Source organism: Kibdelosporangium banguiense, from assembly GCF_017876405.1.
Lineage (GTDB): Bacteria > Actinomycetota > Actinomycetes > Mycobacteriales > Pseudonocardiaceae > Kibdelosporangium > Kibdelosporangium banguiense.
On record NZ_JAGINW010000001.1, the window covers coordinates 9,206,038 to 9,232,595 of the forward strand.

A 26,558-nucleotide genomic window follows, 5' to 3' on the forward strand; every position below is an offset into this window, starting at 1 on the left:
CGCTCTGATGACGATCAGCCGGACGCTGCAACCGGCCTGCAATCCGCCCCGGCAGCATCCGGAGCACGGATTTCCCTGCCAGAAGGCGAAATCGTAGACGGATGTGGGGACATGAACGGAGCAAGAATGCGAAGGACATGGATCGGCGCGATCGTGATCTGTGCCGGGATCACGATCATCCCGGCCGGGCCGGCATACGCCCAGGCGACATGCGGCGGTAGACCGGTGACAATCACCGGAACAGCCGGTGACGACTCGATCATAGGCACTCCGGCCGACGACGTGATCGCGGCCGGTGCGGGCAACGATCGAGTGATAGGCCTTGGTGGCAACGACATCGCCTGTCTCGGCGCGGGCAAAGACTTCTTCCTTGGCGGCGACGGCCTCGACCGCCTTGTCGCCGAAGCCGTGCCGGACGGCGCCGACGTCTTCCAAGGTGGCGCGGACCACGACACGATCGATTACAGCGCCCGGACAGGCGCGGTCAGGGTGAGCCTTGACAACATCGGTGACGACGGCGCGGCAGGCGAGAGCGACAACGCTGATCTCACCGTCGAGAACATCGTGGGCGGCGCCGGCGACGACTCGCTGACCGCGAACCAATCGACTGTACTGCAAGGGCAACTCAACGGCGGTCCCGGCAACGACACCATCATCGGCAGCCAGGGCCAGGATTTCCTCGAAGGCGGCGATGGCGCCGACCGCATCGACGGCCTGGGCGGTGAGGACATCCTGCTGGGCGGCGCTGGCGACGACACACTCAACGGCGGTGCCGGCTTCGACCAGGTCGGCGGGATGGACGGCAACGACATCCTGTTCGGCGGCCCGGACGGCGACATCGTCGGCGGCGGCGCCGGGGACGACCAGATGATCTCCGACCCAACCGTCGACGGCGGCGACCAGTTCTTCGGCTTCACCGGGAACGACACCGTCTCCTACGCACCGCGCACCGCCGGAGTCACGGTGACGTTGGACCTGCTCACCAACGACGGCGACACAGCGACCGGCGAGAGCGACTTCATCAGCACCGATGTGGAGAACGTCCGCGGCAGCCAGGCGGCCGACAGCCTCACCGGAAGCGACCAGGCCAACACGATCTTCGGCGAGGCAGGCGACGACCTCATCAACACCGTCGACAACATCGCCGGCAACGACCGGACCGACGGAGGGCCAGGTATCGACCGATGCAAGGCCGACCTCGGTGACATCACAGCCAACTGCCCCTGACACACCGGGCTGTTCACGCTGCGGGCAGCGTGAACAGCCCGCCTTCACTGGCCGAATTGTCAATGTGGCCAGAACTAGCCCGGACACTCGGCAGATCTTGACGGGCCGGCGTCACCGCCAGTTGTATTCCGGCTGTGTCGAAGATCAACAGTGGGGTCTCGGTCGCCATAATCGGTGCCGGATTCGGTGGCCTGTGCATGGCGGCCGAGTTGAAGCGGATGGGGATCGAGTCGTTCGTCATCTTCGAGAAGGCGGACGAGGTCGGTGGTATTTGGCGCGACAATACGTACCCCGGTTGCGGCTGTGACGTCCCCTCGCATCTGTATTCATACTCCTTCGAGAGATATCGAAGCGCGACGGTTCGCTATCCCGGCCAGCAGGATATCCTCGACTACCTCCGGCGAGTGACTGAGAAGTACGATCTGCGCCGTCACCTGAAGACCGGGGCCGAGGTCGTGTCCGCCGACTACGATGAAATGTCGGCGCACTGGACCATAGTCACCGGCGACGGGCTGGAGCATGTCTTTGACGTCGTGGTGTCGGCCGTGGGCCAATTGCACCGGCCCAAGTTCCCGAAGTTCGCCGGCTGGGAGAACTTTCACGGCGAGGTTTTCCACACCGCCGAGTGGGATCACGGCGTCGATCTGACCGGTCGCGATGTCGCCGTCGTCGGCACCGGATCGAGCGCGGCCCAACTGCTGCCGCACGTGGCCGAGCGGGCCCGGCGGGTCTCGGTCTTCCAACGGACGCCCAGTTGGGTGATCCCGAAACCGAAAGCGGAATTCGGACGCGTCACCCGATGGGCGTTCGACCGGTTTCCCGCTTTGCAGCCGGCCTACCGGGCGGCGACCTACCTCGCTGCCGACACACTCCTCACTCCCGTGATCAGACGTGGATGGACCTTCCAGCCGACCGCGTGGGCCGCCCGCCGGCATCTGCGCCGCCAAGTGCCCGATCGGGTCGTGCGGGCAAACCTCACGCCTGATTACCCGATCGGCTGCAAACGGATAGTCATCGACAACTCCTACTATCCGGCGTTCAACCGCGAGAACGTGCATCTGGTGACGGAAGGAATAGCCAGGCTCACCCCCTCGGGCATCAAGACCGAAGACGGCACACATCACCCAGCCGACGTGATCGTCTACGCCACCGGATTCCGGACCACCGAGTTCCTCGTCCCGATGACCGTGCGTGGCCGAGGCGGAAAGAATCTCCACGAACAGTGGGCCACGGCAGCCGAGGCCTATCTGGGTATAGCTGTGCCTGGATTCCCGAACTTCTTCATGGTGCACGGACCCAACACAATCCTCGGGCACAATTCGAACATCTTCATGATCGAGTGCCAGGTCCACTACATCCTGAACTGCCTGCGAATGCTGCCTGGCGAAGTCGAAGTCCGCACAGAAGCAATGGACTCCTACCGCTCATGGCTCAACACAGCCATATCCCGGACCGTCTGGCAGGCAGGCTGCGACAGCTGGTACAAAACCGAGTCAGGCCACGTGACAAACCCATGGCCCGCCTCGACAAGAAAGTACCGGAAAATGACCCGCCGCGACCCATCTTCCGCCTTCTCGGCAACCCGTCGTCAACCGGTCGCCACATGATGGCAGGCCAGGCCGCGGAAAATCGGTACAAAGCCGCCCAGGGCTGAAGCACTGTGCACACGCCTGTCCTGCAAGCGGTCGGACTGAGCCTCAGGTGGCGAGCCGCTCCAACATGTCGACCACCTGCGCGACATCGTCTGCCGCGGTGGTGTTGCCGACTGCGTGGTAGATGCTGTGCTGCCAGCGTGCACACTCGATCGCGGTGGTGCGGGCCTTGGGGTCGATCATCGTGTGCGGGACGAGCTGCTGGACTATCGCGGTGAGCCAGCCCGCGGCGTCGACTGCCGCCGGCCACTGGCCTTGTTCGGCGTGCCGCTCCCCGAAGTTGACGACCGCGGCCGCCCAGATCTGCCCCACGTGTCCGAACTGGTAGCGCAGGGCGAGCACCCGTTGCTGGGAAGCCGCGGCCATCAGGGCGTGCACCTCCAGCCCGAGGAGCAACTCCGCCTGCTCGTCGGCGAGGCTGGTCTGCAGGCCGAACAAGGTTTCCGCCAATGCTGGAGCCAGTTGCGGGTCACACCGCATGGCCGGTACGAGAAGAGCGACATCGGTGGCCGGCGCGGTGTGCGACCTTCGCAGGTCTTTCATGTCCGCGCCATCGAGCACCTCGGCCAGCGTCGGTGCGTATGCCAGTGTGGCGGGATCGAACCCACCTACGCTGTCGAGTGTGGCGAAATGGCCGGCAGCCCTGGCCAGGTCCGTTCGTCCCGCTGCGGTGTGTACCAGGCTGGCGACTCGGCCCGCAGTCTTGACCGCCGGTGCGTGCATGGCGGGTATGGCGAGCTCATCGCCCCTCCGGAAGGCGATCAGGTACTCCCGCAGTGCCCAGTCGGCCGCCCCGACTGCGAGATCCGGGTCGCCTCCGATCATCAGCTGCACCTGACCGGCGAAGGCCAGCACCCGGGCCGCATCGGCCCGGCGCGGGTCACCAGGTTCGTCACTGAGGCAGTCGAGGCAGGACAGCACCGCCTGCTGCGTGTCGGCGATGGCGGACAAGGGCCGGCCCGCCATGGCGGCCACCCGGGCACGCCGGATCACCACGTCGGTGATCAGCTGACGGACCGCGCTCGCGTCCTGCTGTCCACTGAGGACACCGAGTCGCTGGTAGGCGGTCTCGGCCTGGTTGAGTGCATGGCCGGCGGCGTCGAAGTCTCCAGCCTCCAGCAGCCACTCACCGAGCGTGTACTGCATCGAACCGAGTTGCTGAGAGTGGCCCGGCTCGTCCGGTTCGGCCTCGACCGCTTCACCCACCAGCACAGCGGCCTGCTGGTAGCGATCGATCGCGGCCGGCAGGTCGCCCGTCGCATGCCGCCCCTGCCCCTCATCCATCAGATCCATCACACGCAGCTGGAATCCACGGCCGAACTGAGCCATCAGACTGCCTCCCACCGAACGGCCCAAAGCCATCGCTTCGAACGGTACGCACCACGGGAGGCTGGAAACCAGCGGAAAGTTCCTGGCGGGCCCGTAATTGATCCGGGCCCGCCAGGAGTGGGAATCAGCGGATACCACGGCCGCCGCTGCAGCCGGCCGGTGAGCACGGTGGCTGGCGAGGCGCGTTGCCGTCGATGGCGTCCACTTGACGGTCGACGTAGACAGCCGCGGCCCGTGAGCCGAGCACGGCGACGTCCAGTGTGCAGGCTTCCAGCCAGAGGGGCTTCAAGACGCCGGCCTGGCGGCAGGTGTTCTCGGACTGGATGCGGAGCGTGTAAGGAAGGTTGCCGGCAAAGAACGGTGCCGTGGGGGTACCCGCGGCGACCTGGTTGCAGGGCCGGAGCAGGGATGCGGTGGCGGCCACTCGCCAGCTGTTGCCGAATGCGTAGAGATCGGCGAACGAGATCGGGGTGCGGTACCGCGTGCCGTCTCTGCCTTCGAGCAAAGTGGGGCTGTCATCGGGATTGCCGAGCAGACCACGCACCCTGGTCGGCCAGATTCCGAGGGAGATCTCCAAATCGGCGTAGGTGGTGTTCGCGGTGATGGCGACGCTGTTGCCGGCCTTGTCCCTGACGGTGTACACGTTCGCGACGCGGTTGATGTCCACTCCGCTCGGCAGCGACACGGAGCCGCCGGGTGGCAGATCGGTCGGGCGTCCGTCCACCATGAGGCGGGTCCCGTCGCACACTGCCACCTGAGTGGTGCCCATCCTGGTCCCGACTGATCGGTTGACCGACGCGTTCGGCCATGTCGGGGCGCCGGATACCTTACGGGTCTGCACCTCGAGCGCGCTGCCGACCTGCGCCTCGACGAAGTCGCCCGAAGCCTGGAAGTCATAGGCCAGCTCGGCGAACGTGACTTCGTGGGTGTCGCCGATGGCCCGGGCCCAGGCGCACGGGACGTGGACACCAGGCGCTCCGTTGGGAAGTCTCTTCTGCTTGAAGATCAATGCGGGTCTGGTCCCGCTCACTGGTGGCTTCGGTCCGACGAAGGACAGGTCGTTGGCTTCGTTGGTGAAGCCCGTGGAGGAACACAGTGGTTTCTTGTCGCCGCCGTAGATGATCTCGGTGCGGGTGTCGAACTCGGCACCCACATTGAACTTGGCCGTGGATTCGTCGGCGTAGCCGAACACGTTGAACTCGACTTGCTGCCACTGCGACCCGATGTCGAGTTCGCGGGTGACCGACATGGGGTACGTGTACCACCCGTCGGTGAACTCGACCTTGTCCTGTGGCCCGTTCACGCTGCCAGTCAACTTGTAGAGCGCCATTCTGCTGGTGATGAGGGGCACGCTCGGGGTGGGCTTGGCCGCACTCTTCTTGTAGCAGCTGTCGATCAGCGCGGGAAGCCAGCCCGATGGGCACGCCGCACCGTACGATCGCAGCCAGTACTTGATATAGACCTCACCGCTGGTTCCGTTGTTGGCGAACAGGAACTGCATCCAGCCCCAGCACAAGGGCTTGTCGTCGCACAGCGAGGTCTTGAACTCGTTGGTGTTGAGCTGGAGCGTGTAGGCGTCCGTGGTCTCCGGCTCCGTGCTGCCGGGCACAGGCGACTTCACGATGGTCACGTTCTTGACCGTGCCCGCGTCGAACGAGCCGGTCGCCTCGTAGACAGGCCCGGCGGGCGTCTGCGCGATCACTCCCAAGCCACCGTGCGCCATCACCATCGGAGGCGCGCTCGCGTACGCTCCCACCGGCAGCAGGAGTACCCCGATCGCGGCAGCCACCACCCTGCGTCTTCTTCCGCGTCTTCGCGGCAACCGGCTCATCACCCGATCCCCTTTCCTTGGGAAAACAGTGAGTTCGTTCAGCACTGGGCCAGGACGCTGGTCTCCCATGTCCACACACCCGGCTGGCGCTGGACTTCGACGTGCCAGAACCGGAAGGTGTACGGGATCGGGATCAGGTTGCCGACGTTGCTGCGGACCTGGCCGACGAGGTAGTACGTCGCGATTTTCCCGTCTCTGATCTCCGAGAACATGTCCGGCGCCGTGCAGGCCGGCTGCCCGGCCAGCGATTGTGGCTGCATACCGACCACCGGGAACAATGGCGGGATAAGCGCGTCGCAGGAGGCACGGTCGGCCGTGTCGAAGCGGTACTGGCCGTTCACGACTTTCTCATGCAGCCAGTACACGATCCTGCCCCACGAGCCGGCAGCACGGGCACCGGCCCGCCAGTGCGTCGAGTACGGCGGAATGGCGTCGCTGAAGCTGCCGGTGATGGTGCATCGCCAGTCCTGCGCGGCATGCGCGGGCGATACTCCCGTTACCGTCCCGAGCAAGACGACCAACACGGCGGCAATGCTGAGTTTGCGTTTCATGTCGAGTAGCTCCTGGGAATCAACTGGCGGACGTGCCTGCCAGTCCGGTCTCGCACCGATCCTGACCCTGGTAATGCGGGACGGGTAAGCTCCAACCTCGCCCACGTGACCGTGGGTGATGATGCCCATCCGTTCTGCAGCCATGCGGACTAGTGCGGTCGGGTTCGCCAACCACCAGACTTGGTTCTGTGGGATCGATCGAGGGGTCCAACGCAGGGCATCGCGCCCTCGCCGAGATCCTGGGGGCGCAGGTCGCGTGGTGGCAGCTCGGTTTCCGGACCCGCCGGGCAGTGATCCGGCAGGCGCGAAGGGGAAACCGGTTCGCGGATCCGGAGATCTGGAGCGTCGCGCTGGGGTGGGCGCGTCATTGGCTGACCGCCCCACTCTGGTGGCGCTGGGTGCGGCTCGCGGCCGCGACCGTCCTCGCGGTCATGTACCTGTTGGCGCTGGCTAGCGAGTGGTTGGGGGCTGACCCGTTCGGCGCGTTCAGCGGCGCGCTCGCAGTCTGTCTGCCACTGGCCGCGGGCTGGGCCGCCAGGCAGGCACGCGTCGCCAGGATGCTTGTCGCGCTGGCACCTGGTCCGCGGCCCGACCGGCCTTCCGCGCTGGCTCTGGCGATTCGCACGTCGGCTCTGCTGCTTTCGGTCGGCCTGGCAGCCGGCGTGGTCGTCGTGGCCCTCGCCCACCAGCACCCGGCCGGCCGCTTCTGTCCAGCGTTCGTCGTCGACGCGCCCGTCCGCGATTGGTTGCGGCACAACGATGGACAAACCGGGGTGGGCTGCCCCGCCGGTGACACCCGCAGTGGTGCGGGCGGTGTGCGCTACACGCCTTGGAACGCACCGAACCGGGGCACCCGATTCGGGCCGGACTACGTGATGTACGGCTCGCGGCCCGACCGCCTTATGGTGATGCCGTTGGTCATCTTCGCCGCGTGGACTGCCGAGGACGGCCCGTCAGGGCGGCTCGGCGAACCGATTGAGGAGTCGGCGGATCACTCGGTCAGCTATGTGAATTTCCGCGGCGGCGCGATCGTGCTGCCTGTTGACGGAACACCACAAGTCCACTTGGGACAGAGCCACTCCGTCGCCCGTGAACCCGGCGGCCCCTGCGAGGTCCTCGATTGGCCATGCATCACCACGGCATACGCTGACGCCACAGGGATTCATCTGAGCTGGCGGTACCAGGCCGCGGACGCGTTCAATGTGGTTTGGCGGCCGCAGAACGACCCGATACGGTCCAGTGTGCAACGCGAGGTCGCCGGCTACGAGCTCACCGTGCGCGACCTGACCCCGGCGACCACCTACATGGTGGATGTCCAAGCGTGCGAGAAGCATTTCGTACGCCGCTCGACCTGCACGAGATTCTCGCCCCCAGTGATCGTCAGAGTGCCGTAGATGTCGGAGGGGCCAAGACATCCGGCGCCGATACTGCTGGTGCTCGCCCTGCGCTGGCTGGCGTTCGGCTGGATGCTGACCGTGGCGTTGGTCAGCGGGCAGATCCAGCGACCCGTCGAGGCCGCAATCGCTTTGCTCGCAACCGGTTGCTGGACAGCCTGGCTCACGGTGGCCGCGGTCCGGCGGATGAGGCTGGTGCTCGCGGCAGACGTAGCGGTGGCCATCGCGCTTAACGTGGTGTACGGCCACATTTACCCGCCGCACGCGATGCTGACCAATCACCCTTCCTTCATGGGGGCCTACCCGGCTGCGGCGGTCGCCGCCTGCGGAGTCGTCTACCGGCTGCGCGGCGGCTGTGCAGCCGGGCTGGTCCTCGGCTTCTCCCTGCCGTTCGCATACGCGGCCAACGAAATCGCGCTGGACAGGCTGTCGTTCCTGCAGGTACTGACCATGATCGGCGGAGGGCTGTCCTACGTGCTGCTCGGCGGCACGATCGGGGCGGCTGCCCGCCAGCTCAACGCGTTGCACGAGCGGGCAACCCGCGATGGGCAGCGGGCCGCACGGATGGCCGAGCGGCAGCGGATCGTCGCCCAGATCCACGACGACGTGCTACAGCAGCTCGGCCGACTGCGAGCCGGCATCAGGGAGATGTCCGGCGGGCCGGCGTTGGATGCCGTCGCGGAAGGGATCGCCCGGCAGGAGTCAGCCTTGCGGAGCCTGGGCAGCGCCGAGCCCGATCCACCACCCGGCGTCGTGTCGCTACACGCCCAACTGGCCGAACTCGTTGAGCGCTACGGCGACGTCCCAGTCCGTCTCATCACCGCGGGCCCGTTCCCGCTGCCGACGGGTATGGCCACCGAGATCACCGCCGCGGTCGCGGAGCTACTGACCAATGTGGTCAAACACGCGCAGGCGCACCAGGTCTGGCTCACCGTGCTGCCCGACGGCGGCGACATCACGGTCACGGTTCGCGACGACGGTGTCGGATTCCCGCCCGGCCAGGACACCGGCGGGCTCGGCCTGAGGCTGTCGGTACAGGCCAGGGTGCACCGGATGGCCGGCAGCGTCCGCATCCGCAGCAGTCCCGGTCACGGCACCGAGGTGGAGCTACGCGTCCCGAAGGGAAACGACCATGGCTGAGAGCCGGATCCGTGTGCTCATCGTGGAGGACCACCCGATCACCCGCGACGGTGTCCGAAGTGGACTGGAACGCGACGGCCGGGCGATCGTCGTTGCCGAGGCGGCCGACGTGCCGACCGCGTGCCGGATGGCCGATCAGGTGCGGCCCGATGTCGCCCTGGTCGATCTGCGCCTGCGACCCCACCCCGAGGAACCCACCGGACACGGCATCGGCGTGATCCGTCACCTGCGGCAGCGCAGGCCTGAGGCGCGTGTTCTCGTTCTCTCCCAAGCGGGTCCGGAGGAATTGCTGGCCGCGATCCAGGCAGGCGCGCACGGCTGCGTCGGCAAGGCAGCCACCTCGGCCGAACTGACCGACGCGGTCGCCGCCGTGCTCACGGGACCTGTACTCCCCGCCGAACTCGCCGCGCACCTGATCGGTGAGCTGCACCGGCATACCCGGCCGCTCACCTCCCGGGAGCGCGATGTGTTGCGCTGCCTGGCAAACGGCTACGACAACCGGGAAATCGCCGCACAGTTGCGCATCGCGGTACGCACCGTGAACCGCCACCTGGAAAACATCCGGGACAAGCTCGGCCGGACCCGGCGCTCCGACCTGATCCGCATTGCCCGCGCCCATCTGACGCCCTGGAACTCCCAGTAATTGCGCCCAGGTAAATAATCAAGTCAGATACTTGCATTTGATGTTAAGTGAGGAGCTCCCTAACGTTCTTGGCATGAACCTCACCGTCCTCGCGGCCTCCGGCCAGACCGGAACCGCCCTCACCCGGCAGGCGTTGCGACGTGGTCACACCGTGACCGCCATCGCGCGTGATCCCCGGCGGATCGCCCTGCCCGACTCCCCTGACCTGCGCAAAGTGGCGGGCGACGTGAACGACGCGGCCAGTATCGCCGCCGTCGTGGATGAGGACTCCGTGGTCCTTTCCGCGCTCGGCACCGACCGGGCCGGGATTCTCCTGATCGGCGCCCAGGCCGTCATCGCCGCAGGCCCGCAGCGCGTCATCTGGCTCGGTGCCTATGGCACGGGCAAATCAGCCGAAGTGGCTGGCGAGGGCGCGGGCATACTCGCCAAGCTGCTGGGCGACCGACTCGCGGACAAGGTCGCAGCCGACAACACCGTTCTCGCAGCCGGGGGCACCGTCTTCCACGCCGGGGTGCTCGCTGACGGGCCGGAAAGCCCTGGTCGGCGCACGGTCGGCCTGGAGGCCGCGCCGCCCTTCGACCTCAGTGCGAAGGTCAGCCGGGAAACCGTCGCCGCGGCGATGCTCGACGAAGCCGAGGCACCTGGTTTTCCCGGTGCCGTAGCCCTGCCGTTGGCAGAGTAGTCACCCAGTGATCTCCTCGATCGACGCCCGGACCTGCTCGCGGAACCAGGCGTGGGCGGGATCGGAATCGTAGCGCTGGTGCCAGTTGCAGTTGATCGCCGCCGCTGGTGACTCGACCGGTAGCGGCAGGGTGATGAGCCCGAACGCCTCGATGAGCGGGCGGCTGAGGATCGCCGTGCAGGTGACCAGCGCGTCGCTACGGGCGGCGATCTGCAGGGCGGTGGACACAGTCGCCACCGCCGCGATCACCCGGCGCCGCAGGCCTTCGGCGGCCAGCAAGTCGTCGATCGGCGCGGTGAGGCGGCCACGCCGGGAGATCACCACTTGCGGCTGCGCCGCGTACGAGGCCAGGTCGAGTCCGGTGGCACAAGGGTGGTCCGCGCGCATCGCCACCACGAGCCGATCTTCGCCGAGCGGCTCGGACCGGAACTCGGGCAGACGAGGCCCGCTGCCGCCGAGTTCCAGATCGACGCGGCCGTGCCGCAGGTCGTCGGTGTCGACGGGGTTCTCCGCCAGCACCCGCAGTCGCACGCCGGAAGCCCGCTGCTGAACCCTGCCCACCAGTACCGGCACGACTGACGCGGCCACCGCGTCGTGACACCGGATCGTGAAGGTGCGATCCAGTTTGGCCAGGTCCAGCTCACGGACCGGCGAGAGCACTTCGTGCGCTTGTCTGACCAACCGGTGCACGTCTTCTCGCACCGACACCGCGTACGGGGTCGGAGCCATCGAGTGGCCGGTGCGCACCAGGATGTCGTCCCCGGTGACGGCGCGAAGCCGGCCGAGGGTGCGGCTGACCGCAGGCGAGGACAGGTGCAGCCGCTCGGCTGCACCCATCACGCTGCCCTCTTCCAGCAGGGCGTCCAGCACAGTCAGCAGATTCAAGTCCAAGTGCATAAGAACAAATCCTAATAAGACGCAGATCCACTTCGATCAACTCCGGAGCATGCCATGAGCCAGGAACTGCTTGCCGCCACCGTCGCCGCCGTCCGCCACGCCGGTGCCCGGATGATGACGCGCTATAGCACCGAATCCCGTCAGCCCGGACTCCAGTCGCTGCTCGCGAACCTCCAGGCCAATGACGCGGCCGTTGTCGACACGTTGCGCCCAGCGTTGACCAAGGCCCTGCCGGGCGCGGGCTGGCTCAACGACGAACACGGATCGGGACCGCTGGCCACGGGCGAGTGGTGGCTCATCGACCCGGTCGGCGGCAACGTCAATGCCGCGCACGGCATGCCCGATTGGAACATCGGCGTGAGCCTTGTCCGTGACGGCCGCCCGGTGCTGGCGGTGGTCTACTTCCCTGTCCTCGACGAGATGTTCACCACGATCGAGGGCGGCGGGGCGTTTCTCAACGGTGTGCGGCTGCGGGTTTCGGTCAAGACGTCGTTGGACGGCGCACTGGCCGGGACCGGCCAGGCCAAGCCGGGTCACTATCCCGAGCTCGGGAAGCGGATGGGCTCCGCCTTCGCCGCAATGACGAACTCCGCCCTTTATGTACGGATCTCCGTACCGGTGACCCATCAGCTCGCCCAGGTTGCCGCGGGCCGGATGGACTTGCACTGGCAGTTCGACAACGTCCGGTCCCACGCCGCAGGTGTGCTGCTGGTCCAGGAAGCCGGCGGCGTCGTGACCGACATCGAGGGCAAACCGTGGGAACTGGCCAGCGAGAGCTACCTCGCCGCAGCGCCAGGTGTGCACGCCGCCGCACTGGAAGTCCTTACCGCCTAAGGAAAGTCCACACGACCGTGCGCCTACTGCGATCGTGGTACGGCGATTGTCCGCGCTTCAGCACACCGAATGCCCAAGCGGACTCCCTCCACCACGCTGACCTGTGCCTTGACCTCTTGGCCGAGCATCCTCTTGTCTGTCAGGATATTCCCGACTTTCGTCAGTTCTGGCCCGGCAGGGCGGCCGCGATAATCCGGCGAGCGTCCGAACACCAGGCCAAGGAGCTTGCGTGAAGAGATCATTACCGACTCGTGGCAGAAGCGTGGCCGCGCTTGTCATCGCGGTCATGGCAATTGTGCTGCTGCCAGTGCTGGGCACCGCAACGCCGGACAACCCGTGGACCGCCGTCCCCCGCGATTCGGTCAGCGCGCGTTCTGCCAAGCAGGCCGAAATCCGTGCCACCCGCTTCGCCGGTTTCACCCTTGACCGCCTTGCCATGAAGTCCAAGCTGGACCGGGCGCCACGGTCGCGGGGCACGCAGACACAAGAGGTCCTGCTGCCGACCCCCGAGGGGACGTTCCAGCGCTTCGAACTGGTTGATTCGCCGGTCATGGAAGCCGGGCTCGCGGCCGCACACCTGGAGATCAGGACATACTCCGGCAAGGGCGTCGACGACCCGGCCGCGACAGTCCGGGCAGACCTCACTCCATTGGGGTTTCACGCTTCTGTGCGCTCGCCGCGCGGCCAATGGTACGTCGACCCGTACTACCGCGCCGACCAGAGTCTGTATGCCAGCTACTACGGTCATGACTTGTCGAACCCAGGTGGGCCGTTGGTGGAACGCGCGACTGTCAAGGGATCGGTGCCGGATGCTCCACAGATCAGCGCCGGTTCGGTTGTGCGGCTACGAACTTATCGGCTGGCACTGGTGACCGATCCGTCCTACGCGGCATACTTCGGCGCGGCGAACGTCACTGCGGCCAAGGTGACTCTGGTCAATCGGGTAGCGCAGATCTACGAGAACGAGACCGCGATCCGGCTCGTGTTGGTCAACGACACCGACAAGACCAATCTCAACACAATGGCCATGGCGACCGAACCGAACGGCCCCTGCGGCGCGGAGGCTTGTTTCAGGGCGGACGAAATCACCTCCTGCGACGTTCCGACGATCTACCACAACCCGACCGTCCTTGGCCAGCTTGTCGGGGCGGGCAACTACGACGTCGGGCACGTCGGCCTGGGCGTGAACGGCGGCGGTCTGGCCGGCATCGGTGTGGTCGGCGGGAGTGACAAGGCCCTGGGGTGCACAGGCCTGCCGACGCCGGTCGGTGACTTCTACGCCGTCGACTATGTGGCACACGAGATCGGGCATCAGTTCGGCGCCAACCACACCTTCAACGGCACCCAGTACGGCTGCGCCGACCAGGCGCGGAGCACTCCGAGCTCCTACGAACCGGGCAGCGGGTCGTCGATCATGGCGTATGCCGGGATCTGCCGGCAGGACAACCTGCAACCGCACAGCGACCCCTACTGGTCGCATCGAAGCTACACCGAGATCAACTCGTACATCACAGCCGGCCAGCCGGAACTGGACGAGATACAGAACGTGTCGTTGCGCGACTTCGACGGCACGGACTCCTTCACGATCGGCTACCGCGGCCAGCAGTCGGTGCCGATCGTGCGGGGCAATAACTTCACGGATACCGGAATCAAAGCCGCCATCGAAGCGATCCGGGGGTGGCCGAAAGGCGCGACCGTCGACGTACTCGGGTTTTCCGGCCACGAGATGACCGACGCGGGATTTCAGGTCAGCTTCACCGGCGGCGCGGTCTCCGCGAAGAACGTCGAGTCGCTCGCCATCACCACCGCGACCGGCACCTCGGGCTTCGTCAGCGAGACAGTCAAGGGCGGCAAACAGGACAACGGCGGCTGGCGAGTCGAGAACACCTCCAACCGCGCACCAGTAGTCACCGTCCCACCGAAGCACACGATCCCCGTCCGCACGCCGTTCGCGTTGACCGGCAGCGCAACCGACGCCGACGGCGACACCACCACCTACATGTGGGAGCAGAACGACCGGGGCGGCGTGGCCGGCACCGCACTGGTGGACAACACCAAGACCGAGGGCCCGCTGTTCCGGCAGTTCGGCACTGCCGCCGTCGTCAGCGACCAGGATGCGCTGAAGTACTACTCTCCAGGCCAGAACGCGGCAAACACCAACCCGGCCCGGGTTTTCCCCGACATGGCACAGATCGTCGCGAACAACACCAACGCCAAGACCGGTACCTGCCCGCAGGCACCGCCGCCACCCACCACCGGCCGCGGCACCAACGTGCCGGCCGCACTGATCGACTGCTACTCGGAATTCCTGCCCACAGCCGGCTGGATCGGCTGGGACAAGAGCAGAACCCTGCATTTCCGCCTCACCGCCCGGGACGGGCGTCAAGGCGGCGGTGGCATCGGCAGCGCAGACACAGCTCTGGTGCTCGCCCCGGCTGCGGGCCCGTTCCTGGTGACCTCACAGGGTTCCGCGACCACCTACGCCGGTGGTTCCGCACAATCGGTCACCTGGGATGTTGCCCGCACCAACGTGGCGCCAGTCAACGCACGCGAAGTGAGGATCACGCTGTCGGCCGACGGCGGGGTGAGCTTCCCTTACGTGCTCGCGAACCGCACTCCCAACGACGGCAGCGAAACCGTGACTCTGCCCCGCGTCACCACGAACAAAGCCAGGATCAAGATCGAGGCGATCGGGAACGTCTTCTTCGACCTCAACGACACAGACATCACCGTCCGGTCCCCCGCTGTCCACACAGGACAGCGTGCAGGCGCGATCTCCTGAACCGTGGCGGTCGTCCGAAGCTGGACGACCGCCCATCTCCCTTGGGGCAGATCACTCTAGCCTGGAGGTATGTCCACTGCCGCCGAGTACGCAGCTGCCCAAACGGCGATCGTGCGAGACGACCCTGCGGGACGGCTTGCTCTGCTGAGGTCCCTTTATGAGGCCGTACCCGGCCAACGTCAGCTCCATCTGCCTTACCGGCGTGCGGCTCTGGCGTTCATGGGCTGGCAACTGCGCCGCGGACTCCTCAACCCACTCAGCGATCCGGCGCCGGGCAGCCCCTGGTGGCGAGCGGTCAACGAACGGCTTCTGCATGACACCGCCGAGTCACGCGCCCACCTGTTGAACCAGGGCGGCCCAGTGTCCTCGACAAGCGCCGCCTGGTCCGTGGAATTCGCCCGCCGACCCTCGGCCCAGGCGTGGTACCGCGCACACAACGCGACCATCGTGACGGCGTATCTCGAACACCGTGAACTGGCCGAAGCCGAATCACGGGTGGAACGGTTCTTCATCAACCTGATCCTGGTCCGGGTGCTCTACGCCCACGCACTGGTGGCCGCTCCACGGCTGGCACTGAGCTGGCTGTCCCCATTCGGTCCCATGCTGGGCGACCCACGCCTGGGAATGACCAGCATCTTCCTGTCACTGTCCCGAGTGCTGCCCGACCGATACCCCCTGCCAGGAAGCCTCCGAAGGTACGTAGCAGACGAACACGGCTTCGGCCGGCTGCTCGACCTGGGCGTCATCCAGCCACGCATGGACGCCCTCTACGCCTGGTCCGCGGCCGAACTGGCCCTTCCCGGCCTCACCACCCTGATCCACGACGGCATACCCACCTACGCCTGGGATGCCGCGGACACCGAACCGTGGAACCTGCCGCTCGGCGTGGCGGTCCGCGCCGTGCGACGAGTCCTCCCACCTTGGACATGAGGGTTCGCCTGAACACTTTCGAGGCAGGTTGGCAAGCACAGGGTGGAAGGGCAAGGCGGACCAAGGAGCTTCATGGCGTCAGACGCGGAACTAATCAGCACATCGCTGAACGGCGACAAGGACGCGTTTGTGGAGGTGATCTGCCGCCACGAGGTCGCGCTCGGTGCCTACCTGGCGCGGCGTGTGGGGCGTGACAAGGCCGAGGACCTGCTCGGCGAGGTGTGGGGGGCCGCCTACGAGTCCCGGCGGACCTACGACCGGTCCTTCGCCGATGCGCGGCTGTGGCTGTACGGCGTGGCGCTGAACAAGCTACGGCGTCACTGGCGGTCAGAACCAGCCCATTCACGCCCTCGCGGGGTCGGACCAGACCATCTTCGAGACTGGCCCGTGCAGGTCGTGGATCGGCCAGTGCGGGCCTTTCAGCAAGGCCAGGAGTGCCTCAGTCGTGAGCCACCGGCGGGTGTGCCCGTCGTCGAAACCGTGCCCCTCGTAGCCGCTGTAGCGGACGAACACCTCCTGCGCGTGCTCGCCGTCGCGTACGGTGAGCACGATCGCCTCCATGCCGTACACATCCTCCGGCCACGGACAGCCTGGAATATCCGGGCCACTCCCCTGCGGCGCTGCGCAGATGGCCCGGACCAACCGGGTCGCCTCACCCCCGGTGATCGTGCTCAGCGACATCACAGGGTTGTTCATCACTTTGCCCAGCCGGCCGAGGGCGTACCGGCACACCGTGACCGACTCGACCGAACCGATCCCGGCCAGGCCGAACCGGCCCGGATCCGGGCGCGCGGCGATCCCGTCCAGGATCCGGTGCCAGGCCGGACAATCCGTGTCGTCGACGACCGGCCGGACCGCAGCGAGCAACCGTTCCCGAAGCGCATCATCGTCAGTCATAACGGAGACACGGACACCGGCCACCTCCCGGGTCTCCTCGACCCAACCACCGTCGTAGCAACGGATCCCCGGCGACGCGAAGTGCGCGGTGTCGAACCACAGATAGGCGTCCCGCTCCGCCAAATCCGCCGGATAGATGGTGAAACCGAGCGGAAAATGTCAGGTGCCGTTGTCGCGGGAGCGCGCGGCGGCCAGCTCCCGCTGAACCTCAGGGCTGGATCGCCGGCTGAAATGGTCGAGGAGGACACGCGTGTGCCTGGGGTCGATCAACGAGGCGGCACGGATGCTGGCGGCGGCTTCCGCGTCGGTGAATTCGCGGCTCTGGGCGAGCCCGATGAGCAGGTCCAGCACGAACACACCAGCACCGGCGAGGTGATACGCGTTGTCGATGCTGGTGGGCGGCAGCAGATGCCTTGCCTGCTCAAGGATGCGTTCCCTGAGGGAAGGCGACAGCTCGCGAACGACCCCGAGGCATGCGGTCGCGAGCAGCCAGAGGTCGCGCTGATACAGGGGTTCTGCCTCCGCGCGGTCCACCAGACCGGTCAGCAGACGCGTGGCGACGGCCTCGCCGGCCAATTCTGCCATCATGATGACGACGTCGTGATACGTCGGGTTGTGTGCGTTGAGGACCAGGTGCCTGACGTGGTCCTGGTTGATGATCTCGGTGGCGGCGAAGTAGTCCTGAAAGGACGACAGGGCGAACTCCAGGTTGTCCTCACCGGACCGCCACAGAATCCCGGTCTGCTCGATCAGGTCGTGCAGAAGCCCGGTGGGATCGGCGCGATAATGGTGATCGCCGAGCCGGTGCGCCGTCTCCCGGGTCATCGTCAGCACTGTGCTCCAGGGAATCGAGTCCTGGCCATTGAGTACCATCCACAGCGCGATCTGGCACAGCAACGGCTGCGACACCGATCGTGGCAACTGCCAGAAACTGCCGCGAATGCCGCGTGCCACGTCACGACGTTCGAGCAGAAGACTCAATCCTGCGTCGTACAACTGGCTACGGGTTGTAGGCAGGTAATGGTGACTGATGTAGATCGCGCAGAGAACCCCGCACAGCAGAGGCGAGGTCGCGAGATTGCTCAGGTCGCGCCGTGCCGCGACCTCGTGCTTGAGGTCTTCTGCCGCCCACTCGGCTTCCATGGCTCGGTGCCAGTTGTCGATGAAGCTGTTGACCTGGCGGCGACTCATCGGTTCAAGACGCGTGGTCGCGAACCCGAGGCCGCGCAACTGCTTACGCCACGTCTCCGGGACGGCCGCAGGCCGCGCGGTGATGACGTACCCCACCTCGGGGTAGAAGTCGATCAGGTGCTGGACCCACGCGAGCACATGACCGCGATGGACATCGCGCACCTCGTCAATGCCGTCGATCAGCACCAGCGCGCGGCCACTCTCAAGCAGGTGGGATACCCATACCTCGGGCTTCGCTGAGCCGAGCAGGGGCGCGATCGCGGCCACGAACTCCTCAGGCTTGGGAAGCGCCAGTGTGTCGTCCTTCACGAACGACCGCAGCTTCAGCAAGAAGGGCACAGGACTGGAGCAACCGGCCGCGTCCTCAGGCAGTTCGCCGCGCAGTGCGCGAATCGCCAGCTTGCGCAGCACCGTCGACTTACCGGTACCGGCCGAGCCCTCCAGCAGCAACCGGCGGCTGCCGGCCAGGACATGGTCGACGCGTAACCCGCTATGCTGCGTCGCCGAGTCGGTCAGCGAAAGCTCGACATACGCCTCACTGAGCTGGAATGTCTCCGCCCACTGCGGGTTCGGGCCGAAAAGGGCGACCCGGTCGAGGCCCTCGAGAATTCCCCTGCGATACCGCTGCTCAAATGCTGTCGCTTGGTTCGTCAACTCGGCTGAGGCCGCGAACACGATGTTTCCGTACAGTGCGTTGACCTGGATCACGGTATGGGCGGTGCCAGAGAATTCGTTGTTCGACGAAACGTTGGGCTCCGGCATGCGGCCTCCAGAGTTCACCCTGCTGCATGCTTGTCGTTCCGGCCCGCGTCCCCCTTGCACATTCCCACGAGCGGCCGAAACATCCCACCATTGCCGTCAGCGGCCGATGACGAGCGTCTCGTACATCACGCTGAGGTCCAGTGACTCGGAGCGGCCCGGCCGGGCATCGCCCCGGCCGGTGTTCTCGACGAGGCGGTGCAGCGACTCCATCTTCTCGTCGAGGCGGGTCGCGGCCTCGGCGGCCTGAGTCAGCTCGCTGAGCAGGCTGGGCGGGACCTCGCCCTGGTATTTGTAATAGATCTTGTGCTCCAGGCTGGCCCAGAAGTCCATCGCGATGGTGCGGATCTGGATCTCGACCGGGATGCGGACGGTGTGACTGGAGCGGAACACCGGAATCGACACGATCAGGTGAAGACTCTGGTACCCGTTCGGCTTACGGTTGGTGATGTAGTCGCGTTCCTTCAGGACGGTGATGTCCTCCTGGCCCGCCAGCATGTCGCGGATCTTGCCGATGTCGGAGATGAAGCTGCAGATCACCCGCACACCCGCGATGTCGAGCACATTCTCCCGGATACCCGTCAGGCTCATCGGGTAGTTCTTGCGCCGGAGTTTCTCCAGCACACTCTCCGGCGACTTCAACCGCGAGTTGATGTGCTCGATCGGGTTGTACTCGTGGGCGTGGTTGAAGTCCTCACGCAGGATGTTGATCTTCGTGGTGATCTCGTCGATCGCGAACTTGTAGTCCAGCATGAAGTCGGCGAAATCGCCACGCAGGACACGGATGCCCTCGATACCGGCCGGCGCCGCCGTGGCGGGCTCGAGACCGGTGACCGAAGAATGCTGCCAGGGTTTCACCACGTCCATAGTGCCATGACGACCACGCGACGGCCGGGGCACGTCGACCAGCCGCCGTTCTCGCCTACACGCCAGGAGCCCGTCTCCCAACGCGAACGGGAGACGGGCAGAACCGGTTACAGGGATCCGACGTGCTGGCTGATCCACGAGCGGAAGTGCGGGACGTCCACGTAGATCGACGGTTCCTTCGCACAGACCGAACCGCCACCGCTGCGGCTGGTGGCGCCGATCAGCTGCCACCCGCCCGCGACGGACTTGATCTGCGGGCCACCTGAGTCGCCATAGCAGGCGCCCCTGTTGCCGTCGGTGTTGTTCGTGCAGATCTCCGAGCCCGGCTTGATGTCACCGCCGCTGCACCGGCTGTCGCTGACGATGGATGTGTCGAGCTCCTGCAGGATTTTCGGCGCGCCGCAACCGCCTTGGGTCCGGCATGTCTGGCCCCAGCCGATGATCCGCGTCGCGGTGCCGACTGAGCCTGAGGCACTCGCGATCTTGACCGGGGCCTGACGGACCGGAGTGGACAGTCGCAGGAGCGCGAGGTCGACCGACGAGTCCGGGTGGATGATGATCTGCGCGCCGGTGGCGACGGTGCCGCCGGACGTGCGGTTGGTGGTACCGACACGCACGCGGACACTCGACGGCGTCTCACCGTCGAGGCAGTGACCGGCTGTCACGACCCAGTCCGCCTTGATCAGCGATCCACCGCAGAAGTGGCTGCCCGACCTGTCCTGCAGCGACACCATGAACGAGTAGACCTGCGTCGCGTTGTGCCCGCCGACGATGGGCACCGGGACGTCACTGGCCTGCGAGGTGCCGGCCGAGGCCAGCAGGGCACCGCAGGCCACGGCCAACGCGGTCAACAGTGAACGCACTCTCATTGTTTTCGTTTCCTTCCCTGCCCAGGAATTCCGGGATCGGCTCGAAAACTAAGGGCCGAAATCGCGCCTCCACCAGAGCCGCTCGCACGGTTTCTTTTTTGACTTTTCACAGAACTACCACGAAATGCAGCCATTCCACCGTTCGGCGTACCTCCTTCGTCCTTGGCCATATGTATTTCGGCCGATTCGCGACCGACTTTCGACCGTGGTGCCGATCACTTCCGAGGTGATGAAATGCTGCGAATTTCCTGTCGGCCTGCAACCGAGGAGCGAAACCGTGCTTCGACGCACATTCTCCGGTGTTCTCACCGGCGCCGCCCTGATAGTGCCAATGGTCGTCGCGGCGCCTTCTGCCACTGCGGCAGTGGACGCCCAGGCCGCCACCACGCTCACCTACGACGACAGCCAGGCCGCCGAGTTCAAATCGGCAGCGGCCGCCGCGGTCCGAGTCTGGAACGCCAACGTCAAGAAGGTCCGGATCGTGAAGGCGAAGCCGGGGCAGCGCGTGAACATCCGGGTGATCGCCGACGAGGGCTGGCCCAGCGCCGACCTCGGCCCGGTCCGCACAACCGGCACCGTGAAGGTGTGGATCGGACGGGAGGCAGTGGCCGACGGCTATGACAAGGTCCGCATCGTCGCCCACGAAATGGGTCACAGCCTCGGCCTGGACGACGCCAAGCCCGGCCCGTGCTCGTCGCTGATGTCCGGTTCCACCGGTGGCGTGAGCTGCAAAAACACGCGGCCCAACGCCGCTGAAAGAGCCGAAGTCGAACGCAATTACTCCGGTAAGGCCTCCAGCGCCAGCAGGAGCGTCGTGGTCGTGGAAGCCGCTTATTAGAAAGCGCTGCAAATCACTTCCGGCGCGATGAAATGCCTTGAATTTCCTACCGACCCGAGCGGAAACCATGCGACGACTACGAATTGCTGTCACCGCTATCTTAGGCCTGACGATCACTGCGACAGGCGCTCCTGCGTCCGCAGCGCCGCAGGCCGTGCCGGAGACCAAACCGATCTATTCCTACAAGGACGCCATCCGTGAGGACGTCTATGTCGACGCCCCCATGGACAGCGACAATGACGGCAAACCCGACCGGATCGCGATCCAGATCATGCGGCCGAAGGAAACCGCCACCAAGCTGAAGACGCCCGTGATCATGGAGGCGAGCCCGTACTACGGTCAGGGTGGGCTCGCTCGCGCGCAGCACCAAGCGCCGGTGGGATTCCAGGGCTGGTACGACGAGTACTTCGTGCCGCGTGGGTACACCGTGATCGAGGCTGAGATGCAGGGCACCAGCCGGTCCGACGGATGCCCGACCACGGGCGACGCGGCGGACACGACCTCGATGAAGGCGGTGGTGAACTGGCTGAATGGCCGCGCGAAGGCCCACTACGCCAACGGTTCCGACGCGGTCGCCTCGTGGAGCACCGGTGCCGTGGGCATGATCGGCGTCTCCTACAACGGAACACTGCCCAACGCGGTCGCCGCGACAGGTGTCGAGGGACTGAAAACGATCGTACCGATCGCCGCGATCTCCAACTGGTACGACTACACCCGGGATGCGGGAATCGGTTACAGCGGCTGGGATCGCAGGTATCCGGAATGGCTGGCGAACTTCGTAGCCAACCCACCCGCGACATCCAAATGCGCCGACTACCTCAAGTCCCTCGGCGACAACGCCGGTGACGACACCTACGACTACACGCCGTTCTGGGCCGAGCGGAACTACCGGCCGGACGCCGGCAAGGTGAAGGCGTCCGTGCTGCTCGTGCACGGCATGCAGGACTGGAACGTCAAGCCCCGCCAAGGCATCGCCTGGTGGGATCTGCTGCAGAAACAAGGTGTGCCACGCAAGATCTGGCTGCACCGGGACGGGCACATCGACCCGGTCCAGACCCGGTCACGCGAGTGGAAACGCCAGCTGCATCGGTGGATGGACCACTGGCTGTCCGGAATGGACAACGGGATCATGAACGAGCCCATGGCCGACATCCAACGGCCGGACAAAACCTGGGAAACCCACCGCAGCTGGCCCGACGCGGCCGCCCGCACCGTGCGGCTGCACTTCGGTCCGGCCGCATCCGGCGTCGCCGGCACACTGCGGGAAAAACGCGCGACCGGCACTCAGTCGTTCACCGACAAGCGCACCCAGTCCGAGAAAACGGCGATCACCAACTACGGGGCTGCCGCGCCGAACCGCCTTGTCTACGTGACCGAACCGGTAGCCCAGGACGTGCGGATGTCCGGCACACCTCGCGTGAACGTGACTGTGCGGTCCAGCACGGCGAGCGCGCCCCTGACGGCGTTGCTTGTCGACTACGGGCCAGGGACAGAGTTCTCCGTGGCGGACTTCTCGCCGATGGAGCTGATGACGCAGAAATGCGATCTCGTTGACGTGGACCAGCAGACGGGTTGCGCCACACCCCAGGCCGAACGCGCGGTGGCGATCACCGCGAAGGTGATCACTCGTGGCGCCATCGACCTGAAGAACCACTCCTCGGCGACCGCCGGCACGCCTCTTGTTCCAGGACAGTCCTATCAGGCTTCCTGGGAGCTGCACGGCAAGGATTACGTCGTCCCGGCCGGGCATCAGGTCGGTCTCGTGCTGATGGCCAACGACCGGAACTACATCAGCATCGACCAGGCCGCGAAAGCGTTGACCGTCCAGCTCGACGGCAGCAGCCTCGACATCCCGATGGTCGACGGCAGGATCTGAAATCCCCAGCCCGGCTCGCATTGGCCGGTTCAGACGGTCTTGATCGTGCCGCCGTCGATGACGTAGTCGGCGCCGGTGATGTTTCCGGCCACATCGGACAGAAGGAACGTGATCAGGGCTGCCACCTCGTCGGCTTCGCTCATGCGACCGGTCGTGATGTTCTGCGCTTTCGCGATCTGTTGCACGAAGTCGGCGAGGTTCTGGCCGGCCGCGGCAGCCAACTGGGCGACCGGGCCGTTGGGGTCCTCGTAGACGGTGGTGCGGACCAGGCCGGGGGAAACGGTGTTCACGCGGACACCGCGGGGGCCGAATTCCTCGGCCAGGGACTTGCTGAGCGCGGTGACCGCCGCCTTGACTGAACTGTAGGTGGCCGGGACACCCACAGGCACTCGGGCGACAGTGGAAGAGATGTTGACGATCGCCCCGCGGCGCTCGATCAGACTGGGCAAGGCCGCACGCGTGGCACGGACAGTGCTGAGCACGTTGATGTCGAACATGTGGGTCCACTGGGCGTCGTCGGCGTCGAGGAAGCCAAGGGTGGCCTCGTCGCCGCCGCCCACATTGTTGACCAGCAGGTCGATGCCACCCAGCTCGGCGAGCGCGCTGTCGATCAGGGCGAAGACTCCTTCCGCGGTGCTCAGGTCCGCCGAAACCGCATGTGCGCCGGTCTCCTTCAGCTCGGGCGTGACGCTGCGGGCAGCGCCCACAACCCGGACGCCTTCCCCGATCAGCGCGCGGACGGTGGCAAGTCCGATGCCCCGGCTGGCCCCCGTGACGACGGCTGTCTTGTTGGCGAGGTTGAGGTTCATGAGTCCAGCCTCCATGTCGTTATGATCTGAATGATTCAGATCATATCTATCATGGATTGAAGCGAATCACCAACCTCGCGCTCAGCGACGAGCCAGGGCCCGCTGCAGCAGGTCCTGGAGCGCGTCTTGCTCTTGCCGGGTCAGAACGCTCAGGAGAGGTTCCTCACCCCGCAGGGACTTCAGCAGCTGTTCCCGGCGTTCGACGCCGTCAGGAGTGAGCATCAGCTGTTTGGCGCGACGGTCAGTGGGGTGAGGGCGCCGTTCGAGCAGTTGCTGACTCTCGAGCTGGTCGATCACAACCAGGGCATTGGACGGTTCACAGCCCATCCGGACGGCCAGATTCTTCAAAGTCATCGGCTCGGTCAGCTCGCGCAACGCGGAGGCCTGCCCAATCGTGAGGCCGAGCTTGCCCACCCGCTCGCGCTGCAGCGCGGAGTTCTGCGTGTCCAGCTCATGCACCAGCTTGGCCAGCTCCCAGTCCGCGGCCACCTGTGAATCCGACATCGTCATGTTCCTAGTCTAACAATCTCCTTCAGGCTATGATAGTTATGATCTGAACGGTATCGTTCATAACTAGATGCTCGACGCCGCTGGACAGAGGAGTTCACACATGAAGCTGCTCACCTTCAGGACCACAACCCATCAGGCAACGCCGGCCAGCATCGGCACGCCAGTCAACTCGGCAGCCATGGAGGACCTGCTCGGCCGGCCTGGGCCGATCGAGCTCAGGACGATCGGCGCGGACTGGGAGGCCAACCTTTCCGGCCTGCTCAACATCAAGGATCCCAAAGCCATCCAGGCAGGCATCAAGGAGCGCAAGGAGCCGATCCAGATCTACACCCATGTCGTGCGGCACCCCACACAGGGTTTCTTCCTAGTGGACACCGGTGTTTCCCGGCGACTCGTGGAGGATCCCACCGGCGTGGGAGTCGGCTGGATGCTGAAGAAATTCGGGGGCATCGACAAGATGCGGCCCCAGCAGAGCACTTCGGAGATCATCGAAGCGGAAGGAGCCCCGCTGAAGGGGGTCTTCATGACCCACCTCCACCTCGATCACGTCTCCGGGTTTCCGGACATTGCCCAGGATGTCCCGATCTACACGGGCGCCGACGAAGCGGAGGCATCCCTCTTCTTGAACATGTTCGCCCAGGGAACCAACAACCACCTCCTCAACGGAAGGCCCGCGCTCCAGGAACTTCAGTTCACAAAGGACCCCGACGGAAAACTCGAAGGCGTGAACGACGTCTTCGGTGACGGCTCGTTCTACGCGATCCTGACCCCAGGACACACCATGGGACATGTCTCCTATCTCGCCCGCACGACGACAGGCCCGGTGCTCATGACAGGCGACGTGTCCCACACCCGCTGGGGCTGGGAGAACGACGTCGAGCCCGGCACCTTCCTGGCCGAGCGGCAACGCAGCCGCGAGAGCCTGCTCGCCCTGAAGGCATTGAGCAAGCGTCACCCGAAGATGACCGTGAAATTGGGCCATCAGCCCTGAGCCTGGACCCCAAGATCATCTTCGTGTTTCCACGGGGCCTAGATCTCGTGCGGTCCTCGCGAGGGCTCGGATGGGTTCGGTTTCCGATTCGGTGTGCCATACCAGTGCGTAGGGCAGTGCGCTCATGTCCCGTACGGGCAGGTAGGCGATGTCCGGCCGGACCGAGTATCGGGTCATGTGGCTGGGGAAGAGGGTGACGACTTCTCCGGTGCTGGTCAGGGTGAAGATATCCTCGACGGCCCGCACTGCCGGACCGCGTTCGATCAGGCTGCCCGCGCGTGTGTGGGTCGGGATGTAGCTGTCGTACCAGTAGTTCGGAGCCGTCGGAACGTTCACATGCTGGAAGTGGCTGATCGCTTCCAGTGAGACCGATGTGCGCTGCGTGAGCTCGTGATCGGTGGGCACGGCCAGTACGCGGGGTTCGGCGAACAGGGTGGGGCCGACGGTGAGATCGGGTTCCTCCACCGGGAGCCAGGCGACCAGCACGTCGATCTCGCGGCGGCGGAGCGCGGCGAACGGGTCGACGAAGGGTGCTTGCTGGAGTCGGAGCTGCCACTCTGGGTGGCGGGTGCGGAACGTGTCCCAGAAGGGGCGCAGGTCGTAGGCGTTGATGGGGAGCATGCCGACCTGCAGGATGTGGGTGATGCCCCGGGCGGCGAGGCGGGCGCGTTCGAGGCTGTCGCGCAGTCCGGTGTAGACCGGCCGTAGGTCGTCGCGGAGTTGGCGGCCGAGCGCGGTGAGGCGCACCTGGCGGCGGTTGGAGCGGTCGAACAGTGCGCCGCCGAGGCGGCGTTCCTGCTGGTTGATCGCCTGGCTGACCCGCGCTTGCGAGACGTGCAGCCGCTGGGCGGTCCGGCCGAAGTGGAGCTCTTCGGCCAGGGTCAGGAAGATCTCGATATCACGTAACTCCATACCCGCCTCGATCTGCAGCTCAGCCAGCCCATCGCGGGACATCATACGAGAACACGATCACCATGACGCGGTGTCGCGGCCATGGACGCGGTGAGCGGCCGGGTAAGAAGTCCGAGGTCATCGCGCCTGTGATAACCGATGCGTTAT

General features: G+C 65.8%; 23 protein-coding genes and 1 pseudogene. 13 read left to right on the plus strand and 11 right to left on the minus strand.

What is annotated here, in order from left to right:
• Positions 1-126: 126 nt before the first annotated feature.
• Entirely contained in the window at positions 127-1,227 is a 1,101-nt protein-coding gene (locus JOF56_RS41880) for a calcium-binding protein (RefSeq protein WP_209645136.1), read from the plus strand.
• 134 nt (positions 1,228-1,361) lie between these two features.
• Positions 1,362-2,834 (plus strand): flavin-containing monooxygenase, encoded by a 1,473-nt coding sequence (locus JOF56_RS41885; protein ID WP_209645137.1) that lies wholly within the window; start codon positions 1,362-1,364, stop codon positions 2,832-2,834.
• Between the two features lie 90 nt (positions 2,835-2,924).
• Here JOF56_RS41885 and JOF56_RS41890 read toward each other — a convergent pair whose 3' ends face one another.
• The 3 genes from JOF56_RS41890 to JOF56_RS41900 form a co-directional block, all read right to left on the minus strand.
• Positions 2,925-4,208: a hypothetical protein gene (locus tag JOF56_RS41890; RefSeq protein WP_209645138.1), complete on the minus strand. Its 1,284-nt coding sequence runs from the start codon at positions 4,206-4,208 to the stop codon at positions 2,925-2,927.
• A 124-nt stretch (positions 4,209-4,332) separates the two neighbouring features.
• Positions 4,333-5,997: a hypothetical protein gene (locus JOF56_RS41895; protein WP_209645139.1), complete on the minus strand. Its 1,665-nt coding sequence runs from the start codon at positions 5,995-5,997 to the stop codon at positions 4,333-4,335.
• Positions 5,998-6,077: 80 nt separating this feature from the next.
• The gene (locus tag JOF56_RS41900) at positions 6,078-6,590 is read right to left on the minus strand and encodes a hypothetical protein (RefSeq protein WP_209645140.1); all 513 of its coding nucleotides are present in this window, start codon (positions 6,588-6,590) and stop codon (positions 6,078-6,080) included.
• Between the two features lie 188 nt (positions 6,591-6,778).
• Here JOF56_RS41900 and JOF56_RS60395 point away from each other — a divergent pair, with 188 nt between their 5' ends.
• From JOF56_RS60395 to JOF56_RS41920, 4 genes are all read left to right on the plus strand, one after another.
• Positions 6,779-7,984: a fibronectin type III domain-containing protein gene (locus tag JOF56_RS60395; protein WP_209645141.1), complete on the plus strand. Its 1,206-nt coding sequence runs from the start codon at positions 6,779-6,781 to the stop codon at positions 7,982-7,984.
• Positions 7,985-9,124, plus strand: coding sequence for a sensor histidine kinase (locus tag JOF56_RS41910; protein ID WP_209645142.1), 1,140 nt, complete (start codon positions 7,985-7,987; stop codon positions 9,122-9,124).
• Positions 9,117-9,767 (plus strand): LuxR C-terminal-related transcriptional regulator, encoded by a 651-nt coding sequence (locus tag JOF56_RS41915; protein WP_209645143.1) that lies wholly within the window; start codon positions 9,117-9,119, stop codon positions 9,765-9,767. Before JOF56_RS41910 ends, JOF56_RS41915 begins: the two co-directional genes overlap by 8 nt.
• A 73-nt stretch (positions 9,768-9,840) precedes the next feature.
• A complete protein-coding gene (locus JOF56_RS41920; protein ID WP_209645144.1) occupies positions 9,841-10,449 on the plus strand; it encodes an NAD(P)-dependent oxidoreductase in 609 nt (202 codons plus the stop codon).
• Here JOF56_RS41920 and JOF56_RS41925 read toward each other — a convergent pair whose 3' ends face one another.
• A complete protein-coding gene (locus tag JOF56_RS41925; RefSeq protein ID WP_209645145.1) occupies positions 10,450-11,346 on the minus strand; it encodes a LysR family transcriptional regulator in 897 nt (298 codons plus the stop codon). It lies immediately after the preceding gene.
• A 54-nt stretch (positions 11,347-11,400) separates the two neighbouring features.
• Here JOF56_RS41925 and JOF56_RS41930 point away from each other — a divergent pair, with 54 nt between their 5' ends.
• From JOF56_RS41930 to JOF56_RS41945, 4 genes and pseudogenes are all read left to right on the plus strand, one after another.
• Positions 11,401-12,180 (plus strand): inositol monophosphatase family protein, encoded by a 780-nt coding sequence (locus JOF56_RS41930; RefSeq protein WP_209645146.1) that lies wholly within the window; start codon positions 11,401-11,403, stop codon positions 12,178-12,180.
• 229 nt (positions 12,181-12,409) lie between these two features.
• Positions 12,410-14,962, plus strand: coding sequence for a reprolysin-like metallopeptidase (locus JOF56_RS41935; protein ID WP_209645147.1), 2,553 nt, complete (start codon positions 12,410-12,412; stop codon positions 14,960-14,962).
• Between the two features lie 69 nt (positions 14,963-15,031).
• The gene (locus tag JOF56_RS41940; RefSeq protein WP_209645148.1) at positions 15,032-15,892 is read left to right on the plus strand and encodes a hypothetical protein; all 861 of its coding nucleotides are present in this window, start codon (positions 15,032-15,034) and stop codon (positions 15,890-15,892) included.
• A gap of 72 nt (positions 15,893-15,964) precedes the next feature.
• Positions 15,965-16,210, plus strand: a pseudogene (locus JOF56_RS41945) (RNA polymerase sigma factor); the annotation flags it as partial.
• A gap of 24 nt (positions 16,211-16,234) precedes the next feature.
• Here JOF56_RS41945 and JOF56_RS41950 read toward each other — a convergent pair.
• The 4 genes from JOF56_RS41950 to JOF56_RS41965 all read right to left on the minus strand — a co-directional run bounded on the left by JOF56_RS41950 (position 16,235) and on the right by JOF56_RS41965 (position 20,475).
• Positions 16,235-16,912: a hypothetical protein gene (locus tag JOF56_RS41950; protein ID WP_209645149.1), complete on the minus strand. Its 678-nt coding sequence runs from the start codon at positions 16,910-16,912 to the stop codon at positions 16,235-16,237.
• A 36-nt stretch (positions 16,913-16,948) separates the two neighbouring features.
• The gene (locus JOF56_RS41955) at positions 16,949-18,742 is read right to left on the minus strand and encodes an NACHT domain-containing protein (RefSeq protein ID WP_209645150.1); all 1,794 of its coding nucleotides are present in this window, start codon (positions 18,740-18,742) and stop codon (positions 16,949-16,951) included.
• A 96-nt stretch (positions 18,743-18,838) separates the two neighbouring features.
• Entirely contained in the window at positions 18,839-19,597 is a 759-nt protein-coding gene (locus tag JOF56_RS41960) for a GTP pyrophosphokinase (RefSeq protein WP_372448301.1), read from the minus strand.
• A 116-nt stretch (positions 19,598-19,713) separates the two neighbouring features.
• Positions 19,714-20,475: a S1 family peptidase gene (locus JOF56_RS41965; RefSeq protein WP_209645152.1), complete on the minus strand. Its 762-nt coding sequence runs from the start codon at positions 20,473-20,475 to the stop codon at positions 19,714-19,716.
• 277 nt (positions 20,476-20,752) lie between these two features.
• On the opposite strand from JOF56_RS41965, the gene JOF56_RS41970 reads away from it, so the two are divergent.
• Both JOF56_RS41970 and JOF56_RS41975 read left to right on the plus strand, forming a co-directional pair.
• The gene (locus JOF56_RS41970; RefSeq protein ID WP_209645153.1) at positions 20,753-21,313 is read left to right on the plus strand and encodes a snapalysin family zinc-dependent metalloprotease; all 561 of its coding nucleotides are present in this window, start codon (positions 20,753-20,755) and stop codon (positions 21,311-21,313) included.
• A 67-nt stretch (positions 21,314-21,380) separates the two neighbouring features.
• Positions 21,381-23,189 (plus strand): Xaa-Pro dipeptidyl-peptidase, encoded by a 1,809-nt coding sequence (locus JOF56_RS41975; RefSeq protein ID WP_209645154.1) that lies wholly within the window; start codon positions 21,381-21,383, stop codon positions 23,187-23,189.
• A 29-nt stretch (positions 23,190-23,218) separates the two neighbouring features.
• On the opposite strand, the gene JOF56_RS41980 is transcribed toward JOF56_RS41975, so the two are convergent.
• Both JOF56_RS41980 and JOF56_RS41985 read right to left on the minus strand, forming a co-directional pair.
• On the minus strand, positions 23,219-24,013 hold the full coding sequence (locus JOF56_RS41980) for an oxidoreductase (protein WP_245378599.1): 795 nt from the start codon (positions 24,011-24,013) through the stop codon (positions 23,219-23,221).
• Between the two features lie 66 nt (positions 24,014-24,079).
• Positions 24,080-24,508 (minus strand): MarR family winged helix-turn-helix transcriptional regulator, encoded by a 429-nt coding sequence (locus JOF56_RS41985; protein WP_245378600.1) that lies wholly within the window; start codon positions 24,506-24,508, stop codon positions 24,080-24,082.
• A 100-nt stretch (positions 24,509-24,608) separates the two neighbouring features.
• Here JOF56_RS41985 and JOF56_RS41990 point away from each other — a divergent pair, with 100 nt between their 5' ends.
• Complete coding sequence (locus JOF56_RS41990) at positions 24,609-25,499, plus strand: MBL fold metallo-hydrolase (protein ID WP_209645155.1); 891 nt, start codon at positions 24,609-24,611, stop codon at positions 25,497-25,499.
• Between the two features lie 15 nt (positions 25,500-25,514).
• On the opposite strand, the gene JOF56_RS41995 is transcribed toward JOF56_RS41990, so the two are convergent.
• Positions 25,515-26,453: a LysR family transcriptional regulator gene (locus JOF56_RS41995; RefSeq protein WP_209645156.1), complete on the minus strand. Its 939-nt coding sequence runs from the start codon at positions 26,451-26,453 to the stop codon at positions 25,515-25,517.
• Positions 26,454-26,558: the final 105 nt, after the last annotated feature.